Here is an 18,336-nt window from a genome sequence, read left to right as displayed (position 1 = left end):
CTCAGAGCTCGGCGGCTTTCAATGCCCGGGCATTCTGCAAACGCCGGGTCATGACCGCCATGCTCACCGCCAGAACACCGCACAGGCAGATGACCATGGCCATCGGCATGGCACTGCCATCGTGCAACACACCCACCAGATAGGCAGCACCCGCTGCGACGCTGAACTGCAGGCAACCGAGCATCGCCGAAGCGCTGCCGGCCCGCGCGCCCTGGCCGTTCATGGCACAGGCCGCCGCGTTGGGAATGATGCAGCCCAGGCTGGCGATGCACACGAACAAGGGCAGCAACAGCGGCCAGAGCTCACTCGTATGCAGGGCGCTGACTGCCAGCAAGGCCAACCCGGCCGCCAGGTAGATCCACACAGTCCGGGCCAGCAGGAAGGCCGGACCACGCTTGGCCAACAGCCGCGCATTGATCTGCGCCACCAGGATGAAACCGCCGGCATTGATCCCGAAGAACCAGCCGAAGTGCTCCGCCGGCACGCCGTAGAGCTTGATAAAGACAAAGGGCGAGCCGGCGATATAGGAAAACATCCCGGCGATGGCGATGCCGCCGGTCAGGGCGTGGCCGAGAAAGACCCGGTCCGCCAGCAACAGGCCGTACTGGCGCAACGCTCCGGACAACGGCAGGCGCGGGCGAGTGGCCGGCATGCTTTCCGGCAGACCCAGAGCAACTGCCAATCCCGACAGGGCGCTGAACACCGTGAGCATGATAAAAATCGATTGCCAACCGTAGAGGTTGACCAGCAGGCCGCCGAGCATTGGCGCCAGGATCGGCGCCAGGCCCATCACCAGCATCAACTGGGAGAACACCTTGGCCGAGCCCACTGCATCGCACTTGTCGCTGACCACCGCGCGGGAAATCACCATGCCGGCGCAACCGCCCAGGGCCTGGACGAAGCGTGCGCCAATCAGCCACTCCAGGTTGGGTGCATAGGCGCAGGCCAGTGAGGCCAGGGTGAACAGCCCCACTCCAACCAGCAACGGCAGGCGCCGACCAAAACGGTCGGCCACAGGTCCATAGGCCAGCTGGCCAATGGACAGCCCAAGGAAATAGGCGGCCAGGGTCAGTTGGACGTGTTTTTCATCGGTACCGAAAGCCAGGGCCATCGAGGGAAAGGCCGGCAGATAAAAGTCGATGGCCAAAGGGCCGAAGGCGCTCAAGGCGCCGAGAATCAGGATTGTGCGGAGGTTCATGGCATCCAAGCGAGCGTTGGTCAGCGGTCGCACAGTCTAGCTGCGCTTGGACGCCTTGAACATTCCGATAGGTCGCTAACTATTAAAAAGACTCAAGCAACCTGGACGGCGTAGCCTTCTTCGCTGATCAGATTGATCACCTCTTCGCTGGACAGGCGACTCTCGACCCCCACTTCCTTGGCCGCCAGATCCACCCGCACGGTGGCCGCCGGGTCCTTGCTCTGCAGCGCCTGAGTGATGGCCCGCACGCAGTGGCCGCAGGACATGCCTTGAACATTGAATACTTGCATCGCGCTTCTCCTGTATTGGGATGCATGCAGTCTTGTCCTTGCCACCGTGGCAAGGTCAAGTTCCGGATTGAACTGCCGGGCTGGAAATCGGCGCCGCGCTCCGCCAAGCTGCACGTCTTAAGACATCACAGCAGGAGATTCAGCCATGCGCTGGTCAACTTTCAGCCTCGTCGGCCTCCTTGGTCTGTTGGCGGCAACGCCACCAGTACTGGCCGCCGGAGAAGACTACGGCGTACTGATCATTTCCCGGGAGCGGCTGGAAGTCGCCACCTCCTGCGAGATCGGCCTGTACATCCAGGACCAGCTCGCCGGCCGGCTGTTCCAGGAGCAGAGCGCCTCCTTCAACTTGCCGCCGGGCAAAGTGTCCCTGCGCCTGAAATTGCTGCCGGGCCAGGCGCCGGGCTGCAACCCTGGTCTGCTCGCCCCGGGTTCCCAGGACATCAGCGTGCGGGCCGGCGATGTGCTGAAGTTCCGTATCGCCACCAACGCCTCGGGCATGTACCTCAAGCCCACCGCCCTGGATTACTGACGCACCGTCCTCCACACGCCTTGCGCCCTACAGCGCAAGGTGTGCTTTTGCTCCCCTCTGGGACAAAATGAAGCACCCTGGCAATGCCCGCTTGACCTTGCCTGCATGGCAAGGTTGATCCTGTAGGCAACATTTACAGGGAGTGTCAGCCATGCCTGAATCAACCACCTTCGACCTGCCGATTGCCGGCATGACCTGCGCCAGTTGCGCCGGTCGTGTGGAGCGAGCCTTGGGCAAGGTCGCCGGTATACGTACGGTAAGCGTCAACCTGGCCACGGAGCAGGCCCGGATCGAAGCCCCCGGTGACAGTCTGCCGGCCCTGCTGGAAGCGGTGGAAAATGCCGGTTACAGCGTGCCGGTGCAGTCCATTGAATTGACCATCGGCGGCATGACCTGCGCCACCTGTGCCGGTCGCGTAGAACGCGCCTTGAACAAGGTTCAAGGCGTCCGCAGCGCCAGCGTCAACCTGGCCACGGAACGGGCTCACCTCGAGCTGCTGGGCCAGGTCGATCCGGCGCTCCTCATCAATGCCGTGACCCAGGCCGGCTACTCCGCCAGCCTGTGGCAGGCCGAACACAAGCACGGTAATGATCAGCAGCAGAACCTGCGCCGCGAACGCTGGAGCCTGGTCCTGGCGATCCTCCTGGCCCTGCCCCTGGTGCTGCCGATGCTGGCGCAACCCTTTGGCCTGCACTGGATGCTCCCGGCCTGGGCCCAGTTCGCCCTGGCCACCCCGGTGCAGTTCATCTTCGGTGCGCGCTTCTACGTGGCGGCCTGGAAAGCCGTGCGCGCCGGCAGCGGCAACATGGACCTGCTGGTGGCCCTGGGCACCAGCGCCGGCTATGGCCTGAGCCTGTATGAATGGGCCACGGCCGCCGCCGGCAGCATGCCGCACCTGTACTTCGAAGCCTCGGCCGTGGTGATCGCCCTGGTGCTGCTGGGCAAATACCTGGAGAGCCGGGCCAAGCGCCAGACCGCCAGCGCCATCCGCGCCCTGGAGGCCCTGCGCCCGGAGCGGGCGATCCAGGTGATCGACGGCCGCGAGCAGGATGTGGCCATCAGCGCCCTGCGCCTGAACGACCTGGTGCTGGTCAAGCCTGGTGAGCGCTTTCCGGTGGACGGTGAAGTCATCGAAGGCCAGAGCCATGCCGATGAGGCACTGATCAGCGGTGAAAGCCTGCCGGTGCCCAAGCAGCCCGGGGATAAAGTCACCGGCGGCGCCATCAACGGCGAAGGCCGCCTGTTGGTGCGCACCCTGGCCCTGGGTGCGGAAACCGTGCTGGCGCGGATCATTCGCCTGGTGGAAGACGCCCAGGCCGGCAAGGCACCGATCCAGAAGCTGGTGGACAAGGTCAGCCAGGTATTCGTGCCCACCGTACTGGTGCTGGCGCTGATCACCCTGGTGGGCTGGTGGCTGTACGGCGCGCCCCTGGAAACTGCAGTGATCAACGCCGTGGCCGTGCTGGTGATCGCCTGCCCTTGCGCCCTGGGCCTGGCCACCCCCACTGCGATCATGGCCGGCACCGGCGTGGCCGCCCGCCACGGCATTCTGATCAAGGACGCCGAAGCCCTGGAGCGGGCCCACGAAGTCAGCTCGGTGGTCTTCGACAAGACCGGCACCCTGACTTCCGGCACGCCGCGCATCGCCCACATGCAGGCCCTGGAAGGCGACGAAAACGCGGTACTGCAACTGGCCGGCGCTCTGCAGCGCGGTAGCGAGCATCCCCTGGCCAAGGCGGTGCTGGACCTGTGCCAGGAACGCCAACTGCCCGTGGCCGATGTCAGCGCCAGCCAGTCCCTGACCGGGCGCGGCATCGCCGGCACCCTGGACGGCCGCCAACTGGCCCTGGGCAACCGTCGCCTGCTGGAGGAATGCGGCCTGAACCCGGGCAGCCTGGCCCAGGCGGCCAAGGATTGGGAACACGAGGGCCGGACCCTGTCCTGGCTGATCGAGCAGAGCCCGCAATCCCGGGTACTGGGCCTGTTCGCCTTCGGCGACACCCTCAAGCCCGGCGCCTTGCAAGCGGTACAGCAACTGCGCGCGCGGCATATCAGCAGCCATCTGCTGACCGGCGACAACCGTGGCAGCGCCAAGGTCGTGGCCGATGCCCTGGGCATCGACGATGTGCATGCCGAAGTACTGCCGGCGGACAAGGCCGCCACGGTGACGGCACTGAAAAAGACCGGCGTGGTGGCCATGGTCGGCGACGGCATCAACGACGCCCCGGCCCTGGCGGCGGCCGACATCGGCATTGCCATGGGCGGCGGCACCGACGTGGCCATGCACGCGGCGGGCATCACCCTGATGCGCGGCGATCCACGGTTGATTCCGGCGGCCCTGGAAATCAGCCGCAAGACCTATGCGAAGATCCGCCAGAACCTGTTCTGGGCCTTCGTCTACAACCTGATCGGCATTCCCCTGGCTGCGTTCGGCCTGCTCAACCCGGTGCTGGCCGGCGCGGCCATGGCCCTGTCCAGCGTCAGCGTGGTAAGCAATGCACTACTGTTGAAAACCTGGAAACCCAAAGACCTGGAGAACGCCGAATGAACATCGGCCAAGCAGCCCGAAAGAGCGGCCTGAGCGCCAAGATGATCCGTTACTACGAGTCCATCGGCCTGCTCAAGCCGGCCCATCGCAGTGACAGCGGCTATCGTCTGTACGGCGACGACGACCTGCACAGCCTGGCGTTCATCAAGCGCTCCAGGGACCTGGGCTTTTCCCTGGAAGAAGTGGGCAAGCTGTTGACCCTGTGGCAGGACCGGCAACGAGCCAGCGCCGATGTGAAGGCCCTGGCGCGCCAGCACATCGATGAGCTCAACCAGAAGATCCGCGAACTGGCCGGACTGCGCGACACCCTGCAGGACCTGGTGGAGCACTGCCACGGCGACCACCGCCCGGACTGCCCGATCCTCAAGGAACTGGCGTCCGGCAGTTGCTGCGAAGGCTGAAATCGCGGGCATGAAAAATCCGGCCTCGGCCGGATTTTTTTATTCCATCACTGCATCCAGGGCGGAGGCGGTGGTTCTTCGGACTTGCCTGGCGGTGCATCGTCCGCCGCCCGCACTGCCTGACGACGCTCCTCGTCGAGACGTGCCGCTTCGATCTCGCGGATCACGCTGCCAACATCCGCCAGTTCTTCGGGGTCGTCGAACTCGCCGGTCAGCACACTGCCCGGATGCAAGATGCCGGCCTCGTACAAGGCCCACATTTCCTTGGCATAACGGGTGTGCTTGAGCTCCGGGGCAAAACGCCCGAAGTAGGACGCCATGTTGCCCACGTCCCGCTCCAGCATGCTGAACGCATGGTTGTTGCCAGCGGCATCCACCGCCTGGGGCAGGTCGATGATCACCGGACCGTCCGGCGTCAGCAGCACGTTGAACTCGGAAAGGTCACCGTGCACCAGACCGGTACACAACATCAGGACGATCTGGGAAATCAGGAAAGCGTGATATTCACGAGCCTGGTCCGGTTCCAGCACCACATCGTTGAGCCGTGGAGCCGCGTCGCCGTATTCGTCGGCCACCAACTCCATCAGCAGCACGCCTTCGAGGAAGTCGAACGGCTTGGGCACCCGCACCCCGGCATTGGCCAGACGGAACAAGGCCGCCACTTCGGCGTTCTGCCAGGCGTCCTCGGTTTCCTTGCGGCCAAACTTCGAGCCCTTGGCCATGGCCCGCGCCTGTCGGCTGTTGCGAACCTTGCGCCCTTCCTGATATTCCGCCGCCTGACGGAAACTGCGTTTGTTCGCCTCCTTGTAGACCTTGGCGCAACGTAGCTCGTTGCCGCAGCGCACCACATACACAGCTGCCTCTTTACCACTCATGAGTGGGCGCAGCACCTCGTCTACCAGACCGTCTTCGATCAGGGGTTCAATGCGTTTTGGAGTCTTCATCAGCTTTTATTGTGGGTCCCTTGTTACCAAACACGCGAAAGTCACTCGTTATACGGCAATCCTCCCACCACGGGAAAGGGCTGCCGAGCGCCGGACGACAGCAATGCACTCAATGTGCCAGATCCCTGAAGCCCCGCCGCCGAAGATCATAGCCGAGCGGCCAGCGAACAACGCCCGCCAAGGCTTGAGAGATTGCCGCCATCCGTCGCACGCCCTTGGCGTCTGCAAGGAGGTTTTTTCTCCCAGCGGCTCAATTTTCCGCCGTCCCAGCCGAAGTCATCAGAGACAAAAGGATTTTGTCCGACAATCCAATGAAGACGTCAGCCGCCGGCCAAGGTTCGATCGCTGCCTGCTCGACTTCTGCCTCAGGGACTGCAATCAGCGCCACCCTTCAAGCTGCCAATAATCCGCGAGTCGCCTGCACTTCGTGGTCATACAAGAAAATCTGGAGCGCGGATGAATATCAAACAGAAACTCACCTGGGCCTTCGCCGTCATTGCCTGCCTGCCCGTGGTGCTGGTGGCCACGCTGGTGGTGATCAACCTGCGCAGCGATGCCGAAAACACCTTTGTCGACGGCAGCGGTCGCGAGATCCGCCAAGTGGCCAACGCCATGCAACTGTTTTTCGAAGGCATCAGCCAGAACATCGACTACCTGGCGGCCCAACCTTTGCTGACCCAGGCCGGCGGCGACCTCAAGACCTGGATGAGCGCCGATGCCGCGAAGGTCCCGGAAGGCGAGCAGGACAAACGCATTTTCGAGCTGTTCGCCGCCATGGCCGCCAGCCATCCCGCGTATTCCTATGTGTCCTATGGCGTGAGCAACGGCGGTTACGTCTCTTGGCCCGCCGACCTGAAGCTCGCCAACTACGACCCTCGTGTACGCCCCTGGTACAAAACCGCCCTGGCCAACCCAGGCAAGACCCTGCGCACCGACGCCTATTACTGGGCCAGCGACGATGCGGTGCTGGTCAGCACCGTACGCTCCCTGTCCAACCAGTTGGGCCCTCAAGGCGGGGTGGTCGCGGTCGACGTGTCGCTCAAGCAACTCACCGAAATCGTCAAGCAGATCAAGCTGGGCGAGTCCGGTTACCTGATGCTGATGGAAAACAACGGCACGGTGCTGGTGGACCCCAAACAACCGGAACATAACTTCAAGGCCCTGGGCAGCCTCGGCGATGGTTACGCGCAACTGGCCAAAACCGGCAAGGGCCTGGTGCAGGTTGAGCTGGGTGGCGAGCACTACATGGCCAACGTCTGGCCTTCCGAACAACTGGGCTGGACCTTCATCGGCCTGATCAAGCAGAGCGAAGTCATGGGCTCGGCCACCCAACTGACCTGGATCATCGCCGTGATCGCCGGGGTCCTGGCCGTGCTGTTCGCAGTATTCGGAGCCAGCTTCGCCAGCCTCATCGTGCGCCCGATCCGCAGTGTCGCCAGTGGCCTGGAAGGCATCGCCCAGGGCGAAGGCGACCTGACCCGCAACCTGAATATCCGTGGCAGCGATGAAACCGCGCAACTGGCCAACTGGTTCAACCAGTTCCTCGCGGCGATCCGCAGCCTGATCCAGCACATCGGCCAGGCGGCACAGAAGATTCTCGCCACCTCCCATTCCTCGACCCAGGTTTCCAGCGACATGGCCGAAGCCGCCGGACGCCAGCGCGAAGCGGTGGACATGGTGTCCACGGCCTTCCACGAAATGGTTGCCACGGCCAACGAAGTGGCCCGCTCCTGCAGCCAGGCCGCCGAATCGGCGGACAGTGGCCAGCGTCAGGCCCAGGAAGGCCAGCAGCAGATCGACGACGCGGTACACAGCGTCGACCGCCTGAGCCAGGAGATCGAGCAGTCGGCACAATCGATGCAGCAACTGGAACGCGACAGCAACGACATCCAGTCGATTCTCGGCACCATCCGCTCCATCGCCGAGCAGACCAACCTGCTGGCCCTCAACGCCGCCATCGAGGCGGCCCGGGCCGGTGAACAGGGTCGTGGGTTTGCCGTGGTGGCCGACGAAGTCCGCGCCCTGGCCAAGCGCACCGCCGATTCCACCGCCGAGATCGACGGGCTGCTGGGCAACCTGGCCAAGCGCACCAGCGCCGTGACCCAGCAGATGCACGCCAGCCTGGAAGTGTCCCAGCAGTCAGTGAACCGCATCGGCCTGGCGCGCAACAGCTTCGGACAGATCCGCGAGTCGGTGGACGTGATCCGCGACATGAACACCCAGATCGCCACCGCCGCCGAGGAGCAGCATCAAGTGGCGGAAGACATCAACCGGCACATCAGCCAGATCCATGGCGATGCGCAATTGGTGGCGGAACTGGCCAACGCGGCGCGCCTGGACTCCCAGAGCCTGGCCGGGCTGTCCAATGAGCTGGACAGCCTGGTACGACGCTTCAAGACTTGAGGACCCTTTCGCCGGCCAGCCGGGCTCCTACGGGTTTGAAGTATTTCTCTGTAGGAACCGGCTTGCCGGCGAATGCCACGAACCTCAGCGTTCGATGATCGCCGTCACGCCCTGGCCCCCGGCCGCACAGATGGAAATCAGCCCGCGCCCCTGCCCCGCCACACTCAGCAACTTGGCCAGGTTGGCGACAATCCGTCCACCGGTGGCGGCAAAGGGGTGTCCCGCCGCCAGGGAGCTGCCTTTGACGTTGAGCCGCGCGCGATCGATGGGCCCCAGGGGCGCGTCGAGGCCCAGGCGGGTCTTGCAATAATCCGCATCCTCCCAGGCCTTGAGGGTGCACAACACCTGGGCGGCAAAGGCTTCGTGGATCTCGTAATAGTCGAAGTCCTGCAGGCTCAGCCCGTTGCGCGCCAACAAGCGCGGCACGGCATACACCGGTGCCATCAGCAGCCCCTCGGCTCCATTGACGAAGTCCACCGCGCCAGCCTCACCGTCGCGCAGGTAGGCGAGGATCGGCAGACCGCGCTCCCGGGCCCATTGCTCACTGCCCAGCAACACCAGGGAGGCCCCGTCGGTCAGCGGCGTGGAGTTGCCGGCGGTGAGGGTGCCCGCAGCACTGCGATCGAAGGCGGGCTTGAGGCTGGCGAGCTTTTCCAGGGTCAGGTCCGGGCGCAGATTGTTGTCCCGGGTCAGGCCGAGGAAGGGCGTGAGCAAGTCGTCGTGCCAGCCTTCGGCATAGGCGGCGGCCATCTTCTGGTGGCTTTCCAGGGCCAGTTGGTCCTGTTCGCCACGGGGAATACTCCAGGTCTTGGCCATCTGCTCGCAGTGTTCGCCCATGGACAGGCCCGTACGCGGCTCACCGTTGCGCGGCAGTTCCGGCTTGAGGTGATGGGGCCGCAACTGCAGCAGGATCTTCAGCTTGTCACCGGTACTCTTGGCCCGATTGGCCTGCAACAGGATCTGCCGCAACCCTTCGTTGACCCCGATCGGCGCATCCGAGGTGGTGTCGACGCCACCGGCGATGCCGCAGTCGATCTGCCCCAGGGCAATCTTGTTGGCCACCAGCAAGGCCGCTTCCAGGCCGGTGCCGCAGGCTTGCTGGATGTCATAGGCCGGGGTAGTGGGCGACAGCCGCGAACCCAGCACGCATTCCCGGGTCAGGTTGAAGTCCCGCGAATGCTTGAGCACCGCCCCCGCCGCTACTTCGCCAAGGCGCAGGCCATGGAGCTGGTAACGCTCGATCAGCCCCTCCAGGGCGGCCGTGAGCATGGCCTGGTTGCTGGCCGTGGCATACGGGCCGTTGGAGCGGGCGAAGGGAATGCGGTTACCGCCGATAATCGCGACGCGGCGCAGCTGTGTCATGGAAAGCTCCCTATTCTTTGAGTGCGACTTCGGTGAGTACGTCCCCCACTAGCGTAGGAGGCTTCTCGCAGATCGAACGACTCGGGGCCATTCGTGGTCCACACTTTGAACCCCAGCCTGCGGAGTGCGTTCCATGTCCGACCGTTATATCGACTTCGCCAATTCGTCCATCGGCCAGCGCCTGGTCGGGGCCTTTGGCCTGCCGTCACCGGTACGTCTGGAGCGCTGGCAGGCCGGCCGTCTGCGGCCCATCGAAGGCGCCCTGTTGATCGGTGGCGGCGCCATGGCCCAACAGGTGAGCGCCCTGGCACCGCGCCTGACCGACTCGGTCTACAGCTACGGCACCGATCCGGCCCTGGCCACGCCCTGGATTCCCGGCCACGGGCCCAAGCTCAAGGCAGTGGTCTTCGATGCCAGCGAACTGCTGCATACCGACCAGCTCAAGCAACTGCGGGAGTTCTTCCAGCCGCTATTGCGAAGCCTTGAATCCAGCGCCCATCTGCTGATCCTCGGACGTGCTCCGCGAACCCTGGCAGAGCCCTTTGCCGCCAGTGCCCAGCGCGCCCTGGAGGGCTTCAGTCGCTCCCTGGCCAAGGAGTTGCGCGACGGCGCCACCCTGCAACTGCTGTATGTGGCCGAAGGCGCCGAAGAGCAGCTGGAAGGCGCCCTGCGATTTTTTCTCTCGCCCAAGAGTGCCTATGTTTCCGGGCAGGTGATCCACTTGCAGCCCTGTGCCAGCCAGGTCCAGGACTGGAGCCGACCACTGGCCGGGCGCAAGGCCCTGGTCACCGGCGCGGCCCGAGGCATTGGCGCGGCCATCGCCGAAACCCTGGCTCGGGACGGCGCTCAGGTGCTGTTGCTGGATGTGCCCCAGGCCAAGGCCGATCTGGAAGCCCTGGCCGCCCGTCTCGGCGGACGCGCCATCGGCCTGGATATCTGCGCCGAGGACGCCCCGGCCCAGTTACTAGAGCAACTGCCCGACGGTATCGACATCCTGGTGCACAACGCCGGGATCACCCGGGACAAGACCCTGGCCAACATGACCGCGGAGTTCTGGGACGCGGTGCTGGCGGTGAACCTCAATGCCCCTCAGGTGCTGACCCAGGCCCTGCTGGACAGCGGCCTACTGCACGATCACGGACGCGTGATTTTGCTGGCCTCCATCAGCGGCATCGCCGGCAACCGTGGGCAGACCAACTACGCCGCCAGCAAGGCCGGGCTGATCGGCCTGGCCCAGGCCTGGGCACCTGTGCTCAAGGCCCGGGGCATCAGCATCAACGCCGTGGCGCCAGGCTTCATCGAGACCCAGATGACCGCCAAGGTGCCCTTCGCCTTGCGCGAAGCCGGACGCCGCATGAGTTCCCTGGGCCAGGGCGGGCTGCCTCAGGACGTCGCCGAGGCCGTGGCCTGGCTCGGCCAGCCGGGCAGTGGCGCGGTCAGCGGGCAAGCCTTGCGGGTGTGTGGCCAAAGTGTCCTGGGAGCCTGAAGATGACGACGCACTGGCATGAACTGAACCTGCCTGCACTCCTGCCGCCGCTGTTTCTCAAAGCGGCGCTGAGACGACGGCCTCATGGCACCGAGTTGCCCGAAGACGGGCTGCGCTGCTGGATCAGCCTGGAGCCCAAACAGCTGGCGGCCTATCGCAAGGTCTGCGGTTTTGCCGACAACGGCCTGCTCCCTGCCACCTATCCCCATGTGCTGGCCTTCGCGCTGCAAATGCAGCTGCTCACCGCGCAGAACTTCCCCTTCCCGTTGCTGGGGCTGGTCCATCTGGCCAACCGGATTCGAGTGTTACGCCCCATGGGAAACGTCAGCAGCGTGCGGATCGGCGTCCGGGTAGACAACCTGCAACATCACGCCAAGGGGGCGGTGTTCGATCTGGTGACCACCGTGGACGATCTGCTGGGGCCACTCTGGGAAGCCGAAAGTCAGATGCTCTGTCGCACAGTCAAGTTGCCCGGAGAGCCTGCCGCGCCGCTCCCGTCATTGGGTGAAGGTCTGAACGAGGTGAGCCGCTGGCAGGCCGAAAGCAACATCGGCCGACGCTACGCCAGGGTCTCAGGTGACTACAACCCTATCCACCTCAGCGCCTGGAGTGCCCGTCTGTTCGGCTTTCCCCAGGCCATAGCCCACGGTCTGTGGAACAAGGCCATGACCCTGGCGGCGCTGAGCGAGCACCTGCCGGCCGCGAATATCGAAGTGTCGGTGCAGTTCATGAAGCCCGTGCTGCTGCCGGGGACCGTCCGCTTGCTGGCCAGCGCCGCTGGGTCCAGTGGCGAACTCCTGCTACTGGGCAACGGCGATCTGCAACATATGCAGGGTCGCTGGCAGCCCATCGCCTGAGACGTCATCAACCCCGACCTGCTTGGCTAACTGAGCGTGGATTCCGGCTTGCCGGGCCAGAAAGTCCCCAGCGAAAAACGGCAGGCACAACAGCCACCCGATGGGACCAGGCATCACAGGCTCCAACAGCCATTCGCTCGCGCAGTATCGGCTTGCGCAGAATTGAAAGCCCTCGACACCAACTAAGAAAGTCCCGGCAGTTGTCGCCCGCTGCCTAGAAAGCAAAATAAAACCTATTAATTGTATATATACAACTTTAGTTTAAACCCCAAAGAGAACACTCCAACCTCACACAATAATCCCTTAACTAACAATAACTTATAAAAACATAAACCCACAGCCAATACTTTTAAACTAGTTGCTTATAGAGAAACAAAACCCCAAGAACACAAGTCATTAATACCAAGTTCATAATTGTTCAAATAGTCGCTTGCGCCTTTTATGTAGACAACGGACGAAGGCATCTTCAGCACAGAACTGGAGAGCTGTCGAAAACAACGAACGTTGTAACAGGTGCAAGGGATACCTCTCATGAAAACTCAATTCGGATGGAAAGCATGTACAGCACTGGCCATGATCCTGACCCTCAGCCTGGCAGGCTGCAGCGGCGGCGGTGGCGGCCATAAGAGTGGCGGTAGCAGCTCATCTCCAACCACTGCTGGCGGTGGTACTGGTGGCGGAACAGGTGGTGGTACCGGCGGAGGCACCGGAGGCGGAACAGGTGGCACGACCAGCACCCTGGTGACTGCGGACGTGGTGTCCGGCGTGGGCACTACCGTGAGCGGTGTCGGCGACGGTGTCACTGCCCTGGGCGACTCCCTGGCGGCGGTTCCGGTGGTAGGCAGCCTGGCCCGCAGTGCCGTCAACACTACCGGCAATGTAGTGGACACCGTTGGTGAAGGCTTGACCAACGGCCTCGGCAAACTGGGCAGCGATCCCAAGGCCCTGAGCAAGACCACCGCCACCGTCGGCAACGTGGTCGGCGATGTGGGCACCGGAGTCAAAGATCTCAGCGGGCAACTGGCGGCGACCACCCAAAGCGTTCCGGTAGTCGGTGGCGTGGTGACCAGGGTGGCCCCGGTACTCAGCGGTGTCGGCACCCGGGTAACCATGCTGGGCAACACCTTGAGTACCGTTACCAGCAGCGGGCCGGTAGGCACCCTGACCGACGGCGTGGGTGACAAGGTACTGGTACCGGTAGTGAGCATGGCAGAAGGCCTGACCGGCAAAGTCGGCAGCAGCACCGGCCTCGGCGCTCCGGTCAAGGGTCTGATCAAAGGGGTGACCGATGCTGTGGATGATACCGGCGAGAAGGTCAGTGATACCGGTGATGGCAACCCTGTGACCGACCTGTTGGGTAATGCCCTGAGCAATGCCAGCGGCGCTGTAAACAGCGCGGGTGGCTACGTCGGCAAGTCCGGGAGCGGCACCGGAAGCGGTGGCAGCACCGGCGGTGGTACTGGCTTGGGCGGCACCGGCTTGCTGGAAGTCGTAGGCGGTGCAGTGGCCAACCTCGGCAACGGCATCAATACCGGCAACACCAATGGCACTGTCAGCACAGGGAGTGCCGCTGGCGGTGCAGTGGGCGGCCTGATCGCTTCGGTGGGCGGCGCCTTGGGCGGCCCAGGCACTCCCAACCTTGTGGTCACCGCTCCTCTGGCCAGTGTCGGTGTGAACCTTGGCTCGGCGTTGAATCCGATCACCAGTTCGGTCTCCGGCCTGACCCAGCAAGTGGGCGCAGCCAGCGGTCTGGGTGGCCCGGTCAGCGGTCTGCTGGGCCAAGTGGGCGGGGCTGTGAGCAATGTGGGCACTACCGTAGCCGGCAGCACGGGCGGCAATCAGGTCGGCGGCGCCCTGGGCGGCACCCTCGGCGCAGTGGGCAGCACCGTGGCCTCGGTGGGCGGTCTGGTCAACGGTGGCACTGCCCCCAGCGGCGGCTTGCTCGGTGGGCTCGGGGTCGGCGCCAGCGCCAGTGGCAGCGCTTCCGCAGGAGCGGGTCTCAACGGTGGCCTGGGTGGTGTGCTGGGTGGTTTGACCGGCGCCCTGGGCGGCAGCAAAAAATAATTTGCACCTGGCCGATTCGACGGCCTTACCTACAGCGCCTACGCTTGGTTGAGGGCGAGGGATTCAGATGAGTCTCTCGCCTTTTTGTTTATCCAGAGCATGACAATCCAGCACCCGATCATGGCTCAGACCCTGAACGGTGCATGGAATGAGGACTTTTAGCATCGCTGCGGCTTGACCATGGAGTGTCCTATGCGCACGTTGGCCAGTTTGTTGTTGATTGGATGCTGTACCTCCGCTTACGCCGACTCCCTTCCCCGTTTTCTCAACAGCAACGACAGCATTACCAACCTCCCCCAACCCAACCTGCCGGTGGACGCCTATCGCCCGGCCACACCGCAGTTGCAGATGCCCGAGCAACCCGTCGCCCCTCAAGGGCAGCAGCCGCTGATGATGGGCACCAAGGTCACGGTGCGCCAGGTACAGATCGAGGGCGGCACGGTCTACCCGCTTGAGGAGTTGGCGGCGATCTACCAGCCATTGATCGGCCATGAAACCAGCTTCGCTCAATTGATCGAAGCCACTCGTGAGATCACCCGACGCTACCAGAACGACGGCTACCTGCTGTCCTACGCCTTCATGCCGCAGCAGAACTTCGACCAGGGTGTCCTGCGGGTGGTGCTGGTGGAAGGCTATATCAGGGACTACCAGTTGCAGGGCGACATCGGCCCGGTGGCCACCTACCTGGACAAGCTGGTGAGCAAGCTAAAGGCCGAACGCCCGCTGACCCGCAAAACCTTCGAACGCTATACCACGCTGATGAGCCGGGTACCGGGTGTGACCCTGCAAGCGGTGGTGCCGCCACCGGGAACCACCGACGGTGCGACGCAACTGGTGGCCGTGGCCAGCCGCAAGCCCATCAGCACCACCCTCAACAGCACCGACGACAACCGCAACGGCCTGCAGGCCCTGGTGGGCATTACCAGCAGCTCGCAAACGGCCTGGGGCGAACAGCTCAGCCTCAGCGGACTGTTTCCCCCGGGCAAGGACAAGGAACACTACTACCGCCTGGACTACAGCCAGTTGCTGGGTTCCGAGGGCACGCAACTGAGCCTCTACGGTGCACGCTACCGCAGTGATCCGCGAAGCAACGTGCAATTGGCCAATGGCCTGGAGCTTGAGCCCCACCGCGAGAACGACCGTTTCTCCATCGGTGTCAGCCACCCCTTCATCGCCTCGCCCAATGAGATGCTTACCGCCGGTACGCGCCTGTATGCGGTGAACGACAAGACCCGCTATCGGGTGAGCAACAGCCCCCTGACCCTGGAAGAGAAAACCGATATCCGCGCCCTGGCGCTGGAGGGTGACTGGAGCAAGTCCGATCCGCGCCAACTGCGGATTCTCAGCGCCGGTATCTACCGGGGCCTGGACAGCATGGGGGCCAAGACCAACAACGAGCTCTACGACCTGGATTTCTTCCGCCTGCGGGTGGCGGGGGTACAGAGCGACCGTTTCTTCGACAATTGGCAGGGGGTGCTTTCCGCGGCCCTCTACTGGAGCGACGACAACCTGCCCGACAGTGAACGGGCCAGTTTCGGCGGGCAGAACTTCGCGCGGGGTTATCCCGATGACCAGGCCACTGGGGACAAGGGTTGGGGCGTGGCCTATGAGGTGAACTACAGCTTCCATCGTGAGGGCCCCTGGGTCCGGGTACTGCAACCCTACGTCGTGCTGGACCGCTCCAAGACCTGGTTCAACCAGTTGCCGGTCAGGGGTAGTAACCTGTCATCAGCCGCTGTGGGCCTGCGCTTCGGCGACGCCAAGCACTACAACATCGCTCTGGAGGCAGCCAAGCCCATGTCCGATGAAGCCCTGGACACCTACAACCGCCGTCCGCGCTACACCCTGAGCTTCAGTTATCAACTCTGAACAGTGGTGTGACCGAGGCCTGCCCAGCGGCAGGCCTTTTTTTGCCCGCACGACACCTCTCGCAGAGGGCTCCGCGATCAGGTGCTTGAGTGTTGTTCAAAAAAAGCGCAGCCCGCGTCCTGACCACTCGATGAGCGTCAGCCCGAGCCGACAGGGGGCGATCAGGGACCGACTATATGCAGCCGGGGTTGAGGAAACAGATTGTTGAGGGTTTCCAGCAGGCGCACGTGATAGATAGGTTTGCGGAACAGATCCAGTACCTGCAGGCGCAACAGATCGCTGACGTCATCCATATCGGCATGGCCGGACATGACGATGACCGGCAAATGCTGCCGCGAGGTGTGTTCGCGCAGGCGCTTGATCAAAGACAGGCCACTCTCCTCCGGCATACGCAGGTCAGTAATGACCAGCGCAATGTCCGGATGGCGAGTGAGGTGCTCCAACGCCAGCTTCACCGAGGTTGCAGTGAAACAACAGAAGCCCTCACCTTCCAGCAACTCGGTGAGCTCCAGCAGCGCGTCTTCTTCATCGTCCACCAGAAGCAGTTGCTGGCGTTGGGGGGAAGCAATATTCATCGACATTACCTTGAGCTGACTGTCCGACGGCCTTCACAGCAAGAGTAATTGCCGGCCTCAAGGCGTGGGTCGGGTAACCGTGGCACCTCCCATGGCAACCAGAATATTGTTGAAAATGGCCAAGACCCGATCGCCCATCGGCGTCACGAACACCACTACGACAACCGCTACCATGGCAACCACTATCGCGTACTCGATGGCCGACGCACCGTGTGTCCGGGCCAGAAACAGACGAGCGCGAAGCAGTAGGTATTCAATCAGCATGAAGCACCTCCGATTTATCGAACGCCGCAACAGCCGGCTAAGCACTCGCGCGCTGATTCACGGAGTGGGGCGAGTGACCACGGCACCTCCCAAGGCAACCAGAACGTTGTTGAAAATGGCCAGTACCCGATTACCCAGAGGGGTCACGAACGCCACCACCACAACCGCAACCATGGCCACCACAATCGCGTACTCGATCGCGGAAGCGCCATCGGTACGGTCAAAAAACAGGCGCGCCCTGAGCCACAAATATTGAAGGATCATCCTAGTTCTCCTATGCGCCAGACGGCGCCGATGCAAGCGCACCGGAACAAAGTTCCCCGGTGCAAGTTGAGCATTGTCAACAAAGCCCAGCCCAGCAACTGTAAGAACTGATTAATCACTAAGTATTAATTGGAAGGTTGGCGCCAAAAAAACTCCCCCTGTTGGGTAACTCATACCTTTGTTAGCTATTTTTCGACGAGTTAATGGCATTTCGTCCTAGCTCTACTACCTTCACATAGCGAAATAGTTGCATGTTCATAGCTGCCTGATTGCGAAATTAACTCGTTTGGAATCACGGGCTGGTAGTGCAGCAGGATAGGGAGAGCCTTCATGAACAGTCGCGTCACCATGGGTCTGGCTGGACTTCTACTGCTGGGTGCGGTGTTTTTCGGTTACTGGGGCCTGGTCCTCAGCCGTCAACCCGAACCGGCTCCACCGACTCAACCGGTGGCCCCACCTGTCGTCGAACAAGCCACCAGCAACGCCGAGGACCAGACCCGCCAACCCGTGGTGGTACTGGTGCACGATGTACCACCTTTCGTTCCCCTCACCGCCGCGGATCTGGCGCTGGAAAAACTGCGCACCGCGCCGGCCGGCAGCCTCAATGCCATTGATCAGGCGGTGGGGCGTACGCCCTGGCGGCAACTGAGCGCCGGCACCTGGCTCAACGCCCAGAGTTTCGAGTCCGGTGGCGCCCTGGCACGGATGATTCGCAGCGATGAGCGAGCCCTGGCGGTAGCGGTGGATGAAGTGATCGGCGCCGCCGGACAACTAAGCCCCGGGGACTATGTCGACGTGTTGCTGTTCCTGCGCCAGGACACCACCAATCCACAGCAATCGGCACAGATTGCGGTGCCCGCCATGCGGGTCCTGGCGGTAGGCGAACAACTGGGACTGACCAATGACGGACAGCCCGCTGCCCCTGCCGTGAGCAACGAGGAGAAGCTCAAGCAGGACCAGCGCCGGATCGCCGCCCGTACTGTGGTCCTGGCCGTTCCCGAGCAGCTCTTGAGCCGGCTGATGCTCGCCACCCAGGTCGGTGTGCTGCGACTGGCCGTGCGTAGCAGCGAGGAACAGCGCCTGGCCCATTACTGGGCGGGCAACGAGGACGCCATCGGCCACCTCGATGCCGCCAACAGCAACCTGTTCCAGTTCACTCAACTGGCCCTCGGCAACGCTCCCCGTAGTCCGGTCGCCCACGGTGGCGCACCACGATCGGCGGTGGAGGTCATCCGAGGTAACCAGGTCTCTCAACAAACTCCCTGATTGAGCAAGGATGCAC

Annotated in this window: 16 protein-coding genes and 1 pseudogene; 10 read left to right on the top strand and 7 right to left on the bottom strand. The window is 63.2% G+C overall.

Annotated elements, in window-relative coordinates:
• Position 1: 1 nt before the first annotated feature.
• Both P7C00_RS04090 and P7C00_RS04085 read right to left on the bottom strand, forming a co-directional pair.
• Positions 2–1,198 (bottom strand): multidrug effflux MFS transporter, encoded by a 1,197-nt coding sequence (locus P7C00_RS04090; RefSeq protein ID WP_346636276.1) that lies wholly within the window; start codon positions 1,196–1,198, stop codon positions 2–4.
• A gap of 92 nt (positions 1,199–1,290) precedes the next feature.
• Positions 1,291–1,488 (bottom strand): heavy-metal-associated domain-containing protein, encoded by a 198-nt coding sequence (locus P7C00_RS04085; protein ID WP_102863030.1) that lies wholly within the window; start codon positions 1,486–1,488, stop codon positions 1,291–1,293.
• A 145-nt stretch (positions 1,489–1,633) separates the two neighbouring features.
• On the opposite strand from P7C00_RS04085, the gene P7C00_RS04080 reads away from it, so the two are divergent.
• The 3 genes from P7C00_RS04080 to cueR all read left to right on the top strand — a co-directional run bounded on the left by P7C00_RS04080 (position 1,634) and on the right by cueR (position 4,966).
• Positions 1,634–2,017, top strand: a complete 384-nt coding sequence (locus tag P7C00_RS04080; RefSeq protein WP_123725977.1) for a hypothetical protein — start codon at positions 1,634–1,636, stop codon at positions 2,015–2,017.
• Positions 2,018–2,168: 151 nt separating this feature from the next.
• Positions 2,169–4,565: a heavy metal translocating P-type ATPase gene (locus tag P7C00_RS04075; protein ID WP_404938173.1), complete on the top strand. Its 2,397-nt coding sequence runs from the start codon at positions 2,169–2,171 to the stop codon at positions 4,563–4,565.
• Positions 4,562–4,966 (top strand): Cu(I)-responsive transcriptional regulator, encoded by a 405-nt coding sequence (cueR, locus tag P7C00_RS04070; RefSeq protein WP_346636278.1) that lies wholly within the window; start codon positions 4,562–4,564, stop codon positions 4,964–4,966. The genes P7C00_RS04075 and cueR overlap by 4 nt, the downstream gene beginning before the upstream one ends.
• 47 nt (positions 4,967–5,013) lie before the next feature.
• Here the strand turns inward: cueR and P7C00_RS04065 are convergent, their stop codons facing one another.
• Positions 5,014–5,910 carry a PA4780 family RIO1-like protein kinase gene (locus P7C00_RS04065; protein WP_346636279.1) on the bottom strand — a complete coding sequence of 299 codons (897 nt, stop codon included), beginning with the start codon at positions 5,908–5,910 and terminating at the stop codon, positions 5,014–5,016.
• Between the two features lie 456 nt (positions 5,911–6,366).
• On the opposite strand from P7C00_RS04065, the pseudogene P7C00_RS04060 reads away from it, so the two are divergent.
• Both P7C00_RS04060 and P7C00_RS04055 read left to right on the top strand, forming a co-directional pair.
• Positions 6,367–7,407: pseudogene (locus tag P7C00_RS04060) on the top strand (cache domain-containing protein); the annotation flags it as partial.
• A 138-nt stretch (positions 7,408–7,545) separates the two neighbouring features.
• The gene (locus tag P7C00_RS04055; RefSeq protein WP_404939905.1) at positions 7,546–8,313 is read left to right on the top strand and encodes a methyl-accepting chemotaxis protein; all 768 of its coding nucleotides are present in this window, start codon (positions 7,546–7,548) and stop codon (positions 8,311–8,313) included.
• 84 nt (positions 8,314–8,397) lie between these two features.
• Here P7C00_RS04055 and P7C00_RS04050 read toward each other — a convergent pair whose 3' ends face one another.
• Positions 8,398–9,675, bottom strand: a complete 1,278-nt coding sequence (locus P7C00_RS04050; protein WP_346636281.1) for an acetyl-CoA C-acetyltransferase — start codon at positions 9,673–9,675, stop codon at positions 8,398–8,400.
• A 133-nt stretch (positions 9,676–9,808) separates the two neighbouring features.
• Between P7C00_RS04050 and P7C00_RS04045 the strand changes: the two genes are divergently transcribed.
• The 4 genes from P7C00_RS04045 to P7C00_RS04030 all read left to right on the top strand — a co-directional run bounded on the left by P7C00_RS04045 (position 9,809) and on the right by P7C00_RS04030 (position 15,951).
• Positions 9,809–11,161 carry a 3-oxoacyl-ACP reductase gene (locus P7C00_RS04045; protein ID WP_404938172.1) on the top strand — a complete coding sequence of 451 codons (1,353 nt, stop codon included), beginning with the start codon at positions 9,809–9,811 and terminating at the stop codon, positions 11,159–11,161.
• A 2-nt stretch (positions 11,162–11,163) separates the two neighbouring features.
• Positions 11,164–12,018, top strand: coding sequence for a MaoC/PaaZ C-terminal domain-containing protein (locus P7C00_RS04040; protein WP_404938171.1), 855 nt, complete (start codon positions 11,164–11,166; stop codon positions 12,016–12,018).
• Positions 12,019–12,549: 531 nt separating this feature from the next.
• Positions 12,550–14,082, top strand: a complete 1,533-nt coding sequence (locus tag P7C00_RS04035; protein ID WP_346636284.1) for a collagen-like triple helix repeat-containing protein — start codon at positions 12,550–12,552, stop codon at positions 14,080–14,082.
• Between the two features lie 192 nt (positions 14,083–14,274).
• A complete protein-coding gene (locus P7C00_RS04030) occupies positions 14,275–15,951 on the top strand; it encodes a POTRA domain-containing protein (RefSeq protein WP_346636285.1) in 1,677 nt (558 codons plus the stop codon).
• 161 nt (positions 15,952–16,112) lie between these two features.
• Here P7C00_RS04030 and P7C00_RS04025 read toward each other — a convergent pair whose 3' ends face one another.
• From P7C00_RS04025 to P7C00_RS04015, 3 genes are read right to left on the bottom strand one after another with little or no spacing between them, the layout of a single operon-like run.
• The gene (locus P7C00_RS04025; protein ID WP_346636286.1) at positions 16,113–16,526 is read right to left on the bottom strand and encodes a response regulator; all 414 of its coding nucleotides are present in this window, start codon (positions 16,524–16,526) and stop codon (positions 16,113–16,115) included.
• 57 nt (positions 16,527–16,583) lie between these two features.
• A complete protein-coding gene (locus P7C00_RS04020; RefSeq protein ID WP_346636287.1) occupies positions 16,584–16,790 on the bottom strand; it encodes a Flp family type IVb pilin in 207 nt (68 codons plus the stop codon).
• Between the two features lie 57 nt (positions 16,791–16,847).
• Complete coding sequence (locus tag P7C00_RS04015; RefSeq protein ID WP_346636288.1) at positions 16,848–17,054, bottom strand: Flp family type IVb pilin; 207 nt, start codon at positions 17,052–17,054, stop codon at positions 16,848–16,850.
• A 330-nt stretch (positions 17,055–17,384) separates the two neighbouring features.
• Between P7C00_RS04015 and cpaB the strand changes: the two genes are divergently transcribed.
• Positions 17,385–18,320, top strand: a complete 936-nt coding sequence (gene cpaB, locus P7C00_RS04010; protein WP_404938170.1) for a Flp pilus assembly protein CpaB — start codon at positions 17,385–17,387, stop codon at positions 18,318–18,320.
• The last annotated feature ends 16 nt before the right edge of the window (positions 18,321–18,336 follow it).

It is taken from the genome of Pseudomonas sp. JDS08PS003 (assembly GCF_045013505.1).
Taxonomy (GTDB): Bacteria; Pseudomonadota; Gammaproteobacteria; order Pseudomonadales; family Pseudomonadaceae; genus Aquipseudomonas; species Aquipseudomonas protegens_B.
Note: the sequence above shows the minus strand (reverse complement) of the source record. Positions and strands in the feature narration are given on the sequence as shown.

Bases quoted from the DNA above. Each gene is read 5' to 3' on its own strand.
- P7C00_RS04065 (WP_346636279.1), bottom strand. From the start codon at position 5,910: ATGAAGACTCCAAAACGCATTGAACCCCTGATCGAAGACGGTCTGGTA.
- P7C00_RS04055 (WP_404939905.1), top strand. From the start codon at position 7,546: ATGGCCGAAGCCGCCGGACGCCAGCGCGAAGCGGTGGACATGGTGTCC.
- P7C00_RS04015 (WP_346636288.1), bottom strand. From the start codon at position 17,054: ATGATCCTTCAATATTTGTGGCTCAGGGCGCGCCTGTTTTTTGACCGT.
- P7C00_RS04040 (WP_404938171.1), top strand. From the start codon at position 11,164: ATGACGACGCACTGGCATGAACTGAACCTGCCTGCACTCCTGCCGCCG.
- P7C00_RS04085 (WP_102863030.1), bottom strand. From the start codon at position 1,488: ATGCAAGTATTCAATGTTCAAGGCATGTCCTGCGGCCACTGCGTGCGG.
- P7C00_RS04020 (WP_346636287.1), bottom strand. From the start codon at position 16,790: ATGCTGATTGAATACCTACTGCTTCGCGCTCGTCTGTTTCTGGCCCGG.
- P7C00_RS04090 (WP_346636276.1), bottom strand. From the start codon at position 1,198: ATGAACCTCCGCACAATCCTGATTCTCGGCGCCTTGAGCGCCTTCGGC.
- P7C00_RS04075 (WP_404938173.1), top strand. From the start codon at position 2,169: ATGCCTGAATCAACCACCTTCGACCTGCCGATTGCCGGCATGACCTGC.
- P7C00_RS04080 (WP_123725977.1), top strand. From the start codon at position 1,634: ATGCGCTGGTCAACTTTCAGCCTCGTCGGCCTCCTTGGTCTGTTGGCG.
- P7C00_RS04030 (WP_346636285.1), top strand. From the start codon at position 14,275: ATGCGCACGTTGGCCAGTTTGTTGTTGATTGGATGCTGTACCTCCGCT.
- cpaB (WP_404938170.1), top strand. From the start codon at position 17,385: ATGAACAGTCGCGTCACCATGGGTCTGGCTGGACTTCTACTGCTGGGT.
- cueR (WP_346636278.1), top strand. From the start codon at position 4,562: ATGAACATCGGCCAAGCAGCCCGAAAGAGCGGCCTGAGCGCCAAGATG.
- P7C00_RS04050 (WP_346636281.1), bottom strand. From the start codon at position 9,675: ATGACACAGCTGCGCCGCGTCGCGATTATCGGCGGTAACCGCATTCCC.
- P7C00_RS04035 (WP_346636284.1), top strand. From the start codon at position 12,550: ATGAAAACTCAATTCGGATGGAAAGCATGTACAGCACTGGCCATGATC.
- P7C00_RS04025 (WP_346636286.1), bottom strand. From the start codon at position 16,526: ATGAATATTGCTTCCCCCCAACGCCAGCAACTGCTTCTGGTGGACGAT.
- P7C00_RS04045 (WP_404938172.1), top strand. From the start codon at position 9,809: ATGTCCGACCGTTATATCGACTTCGCCAATTCGTCCATCGGCCAGCGC.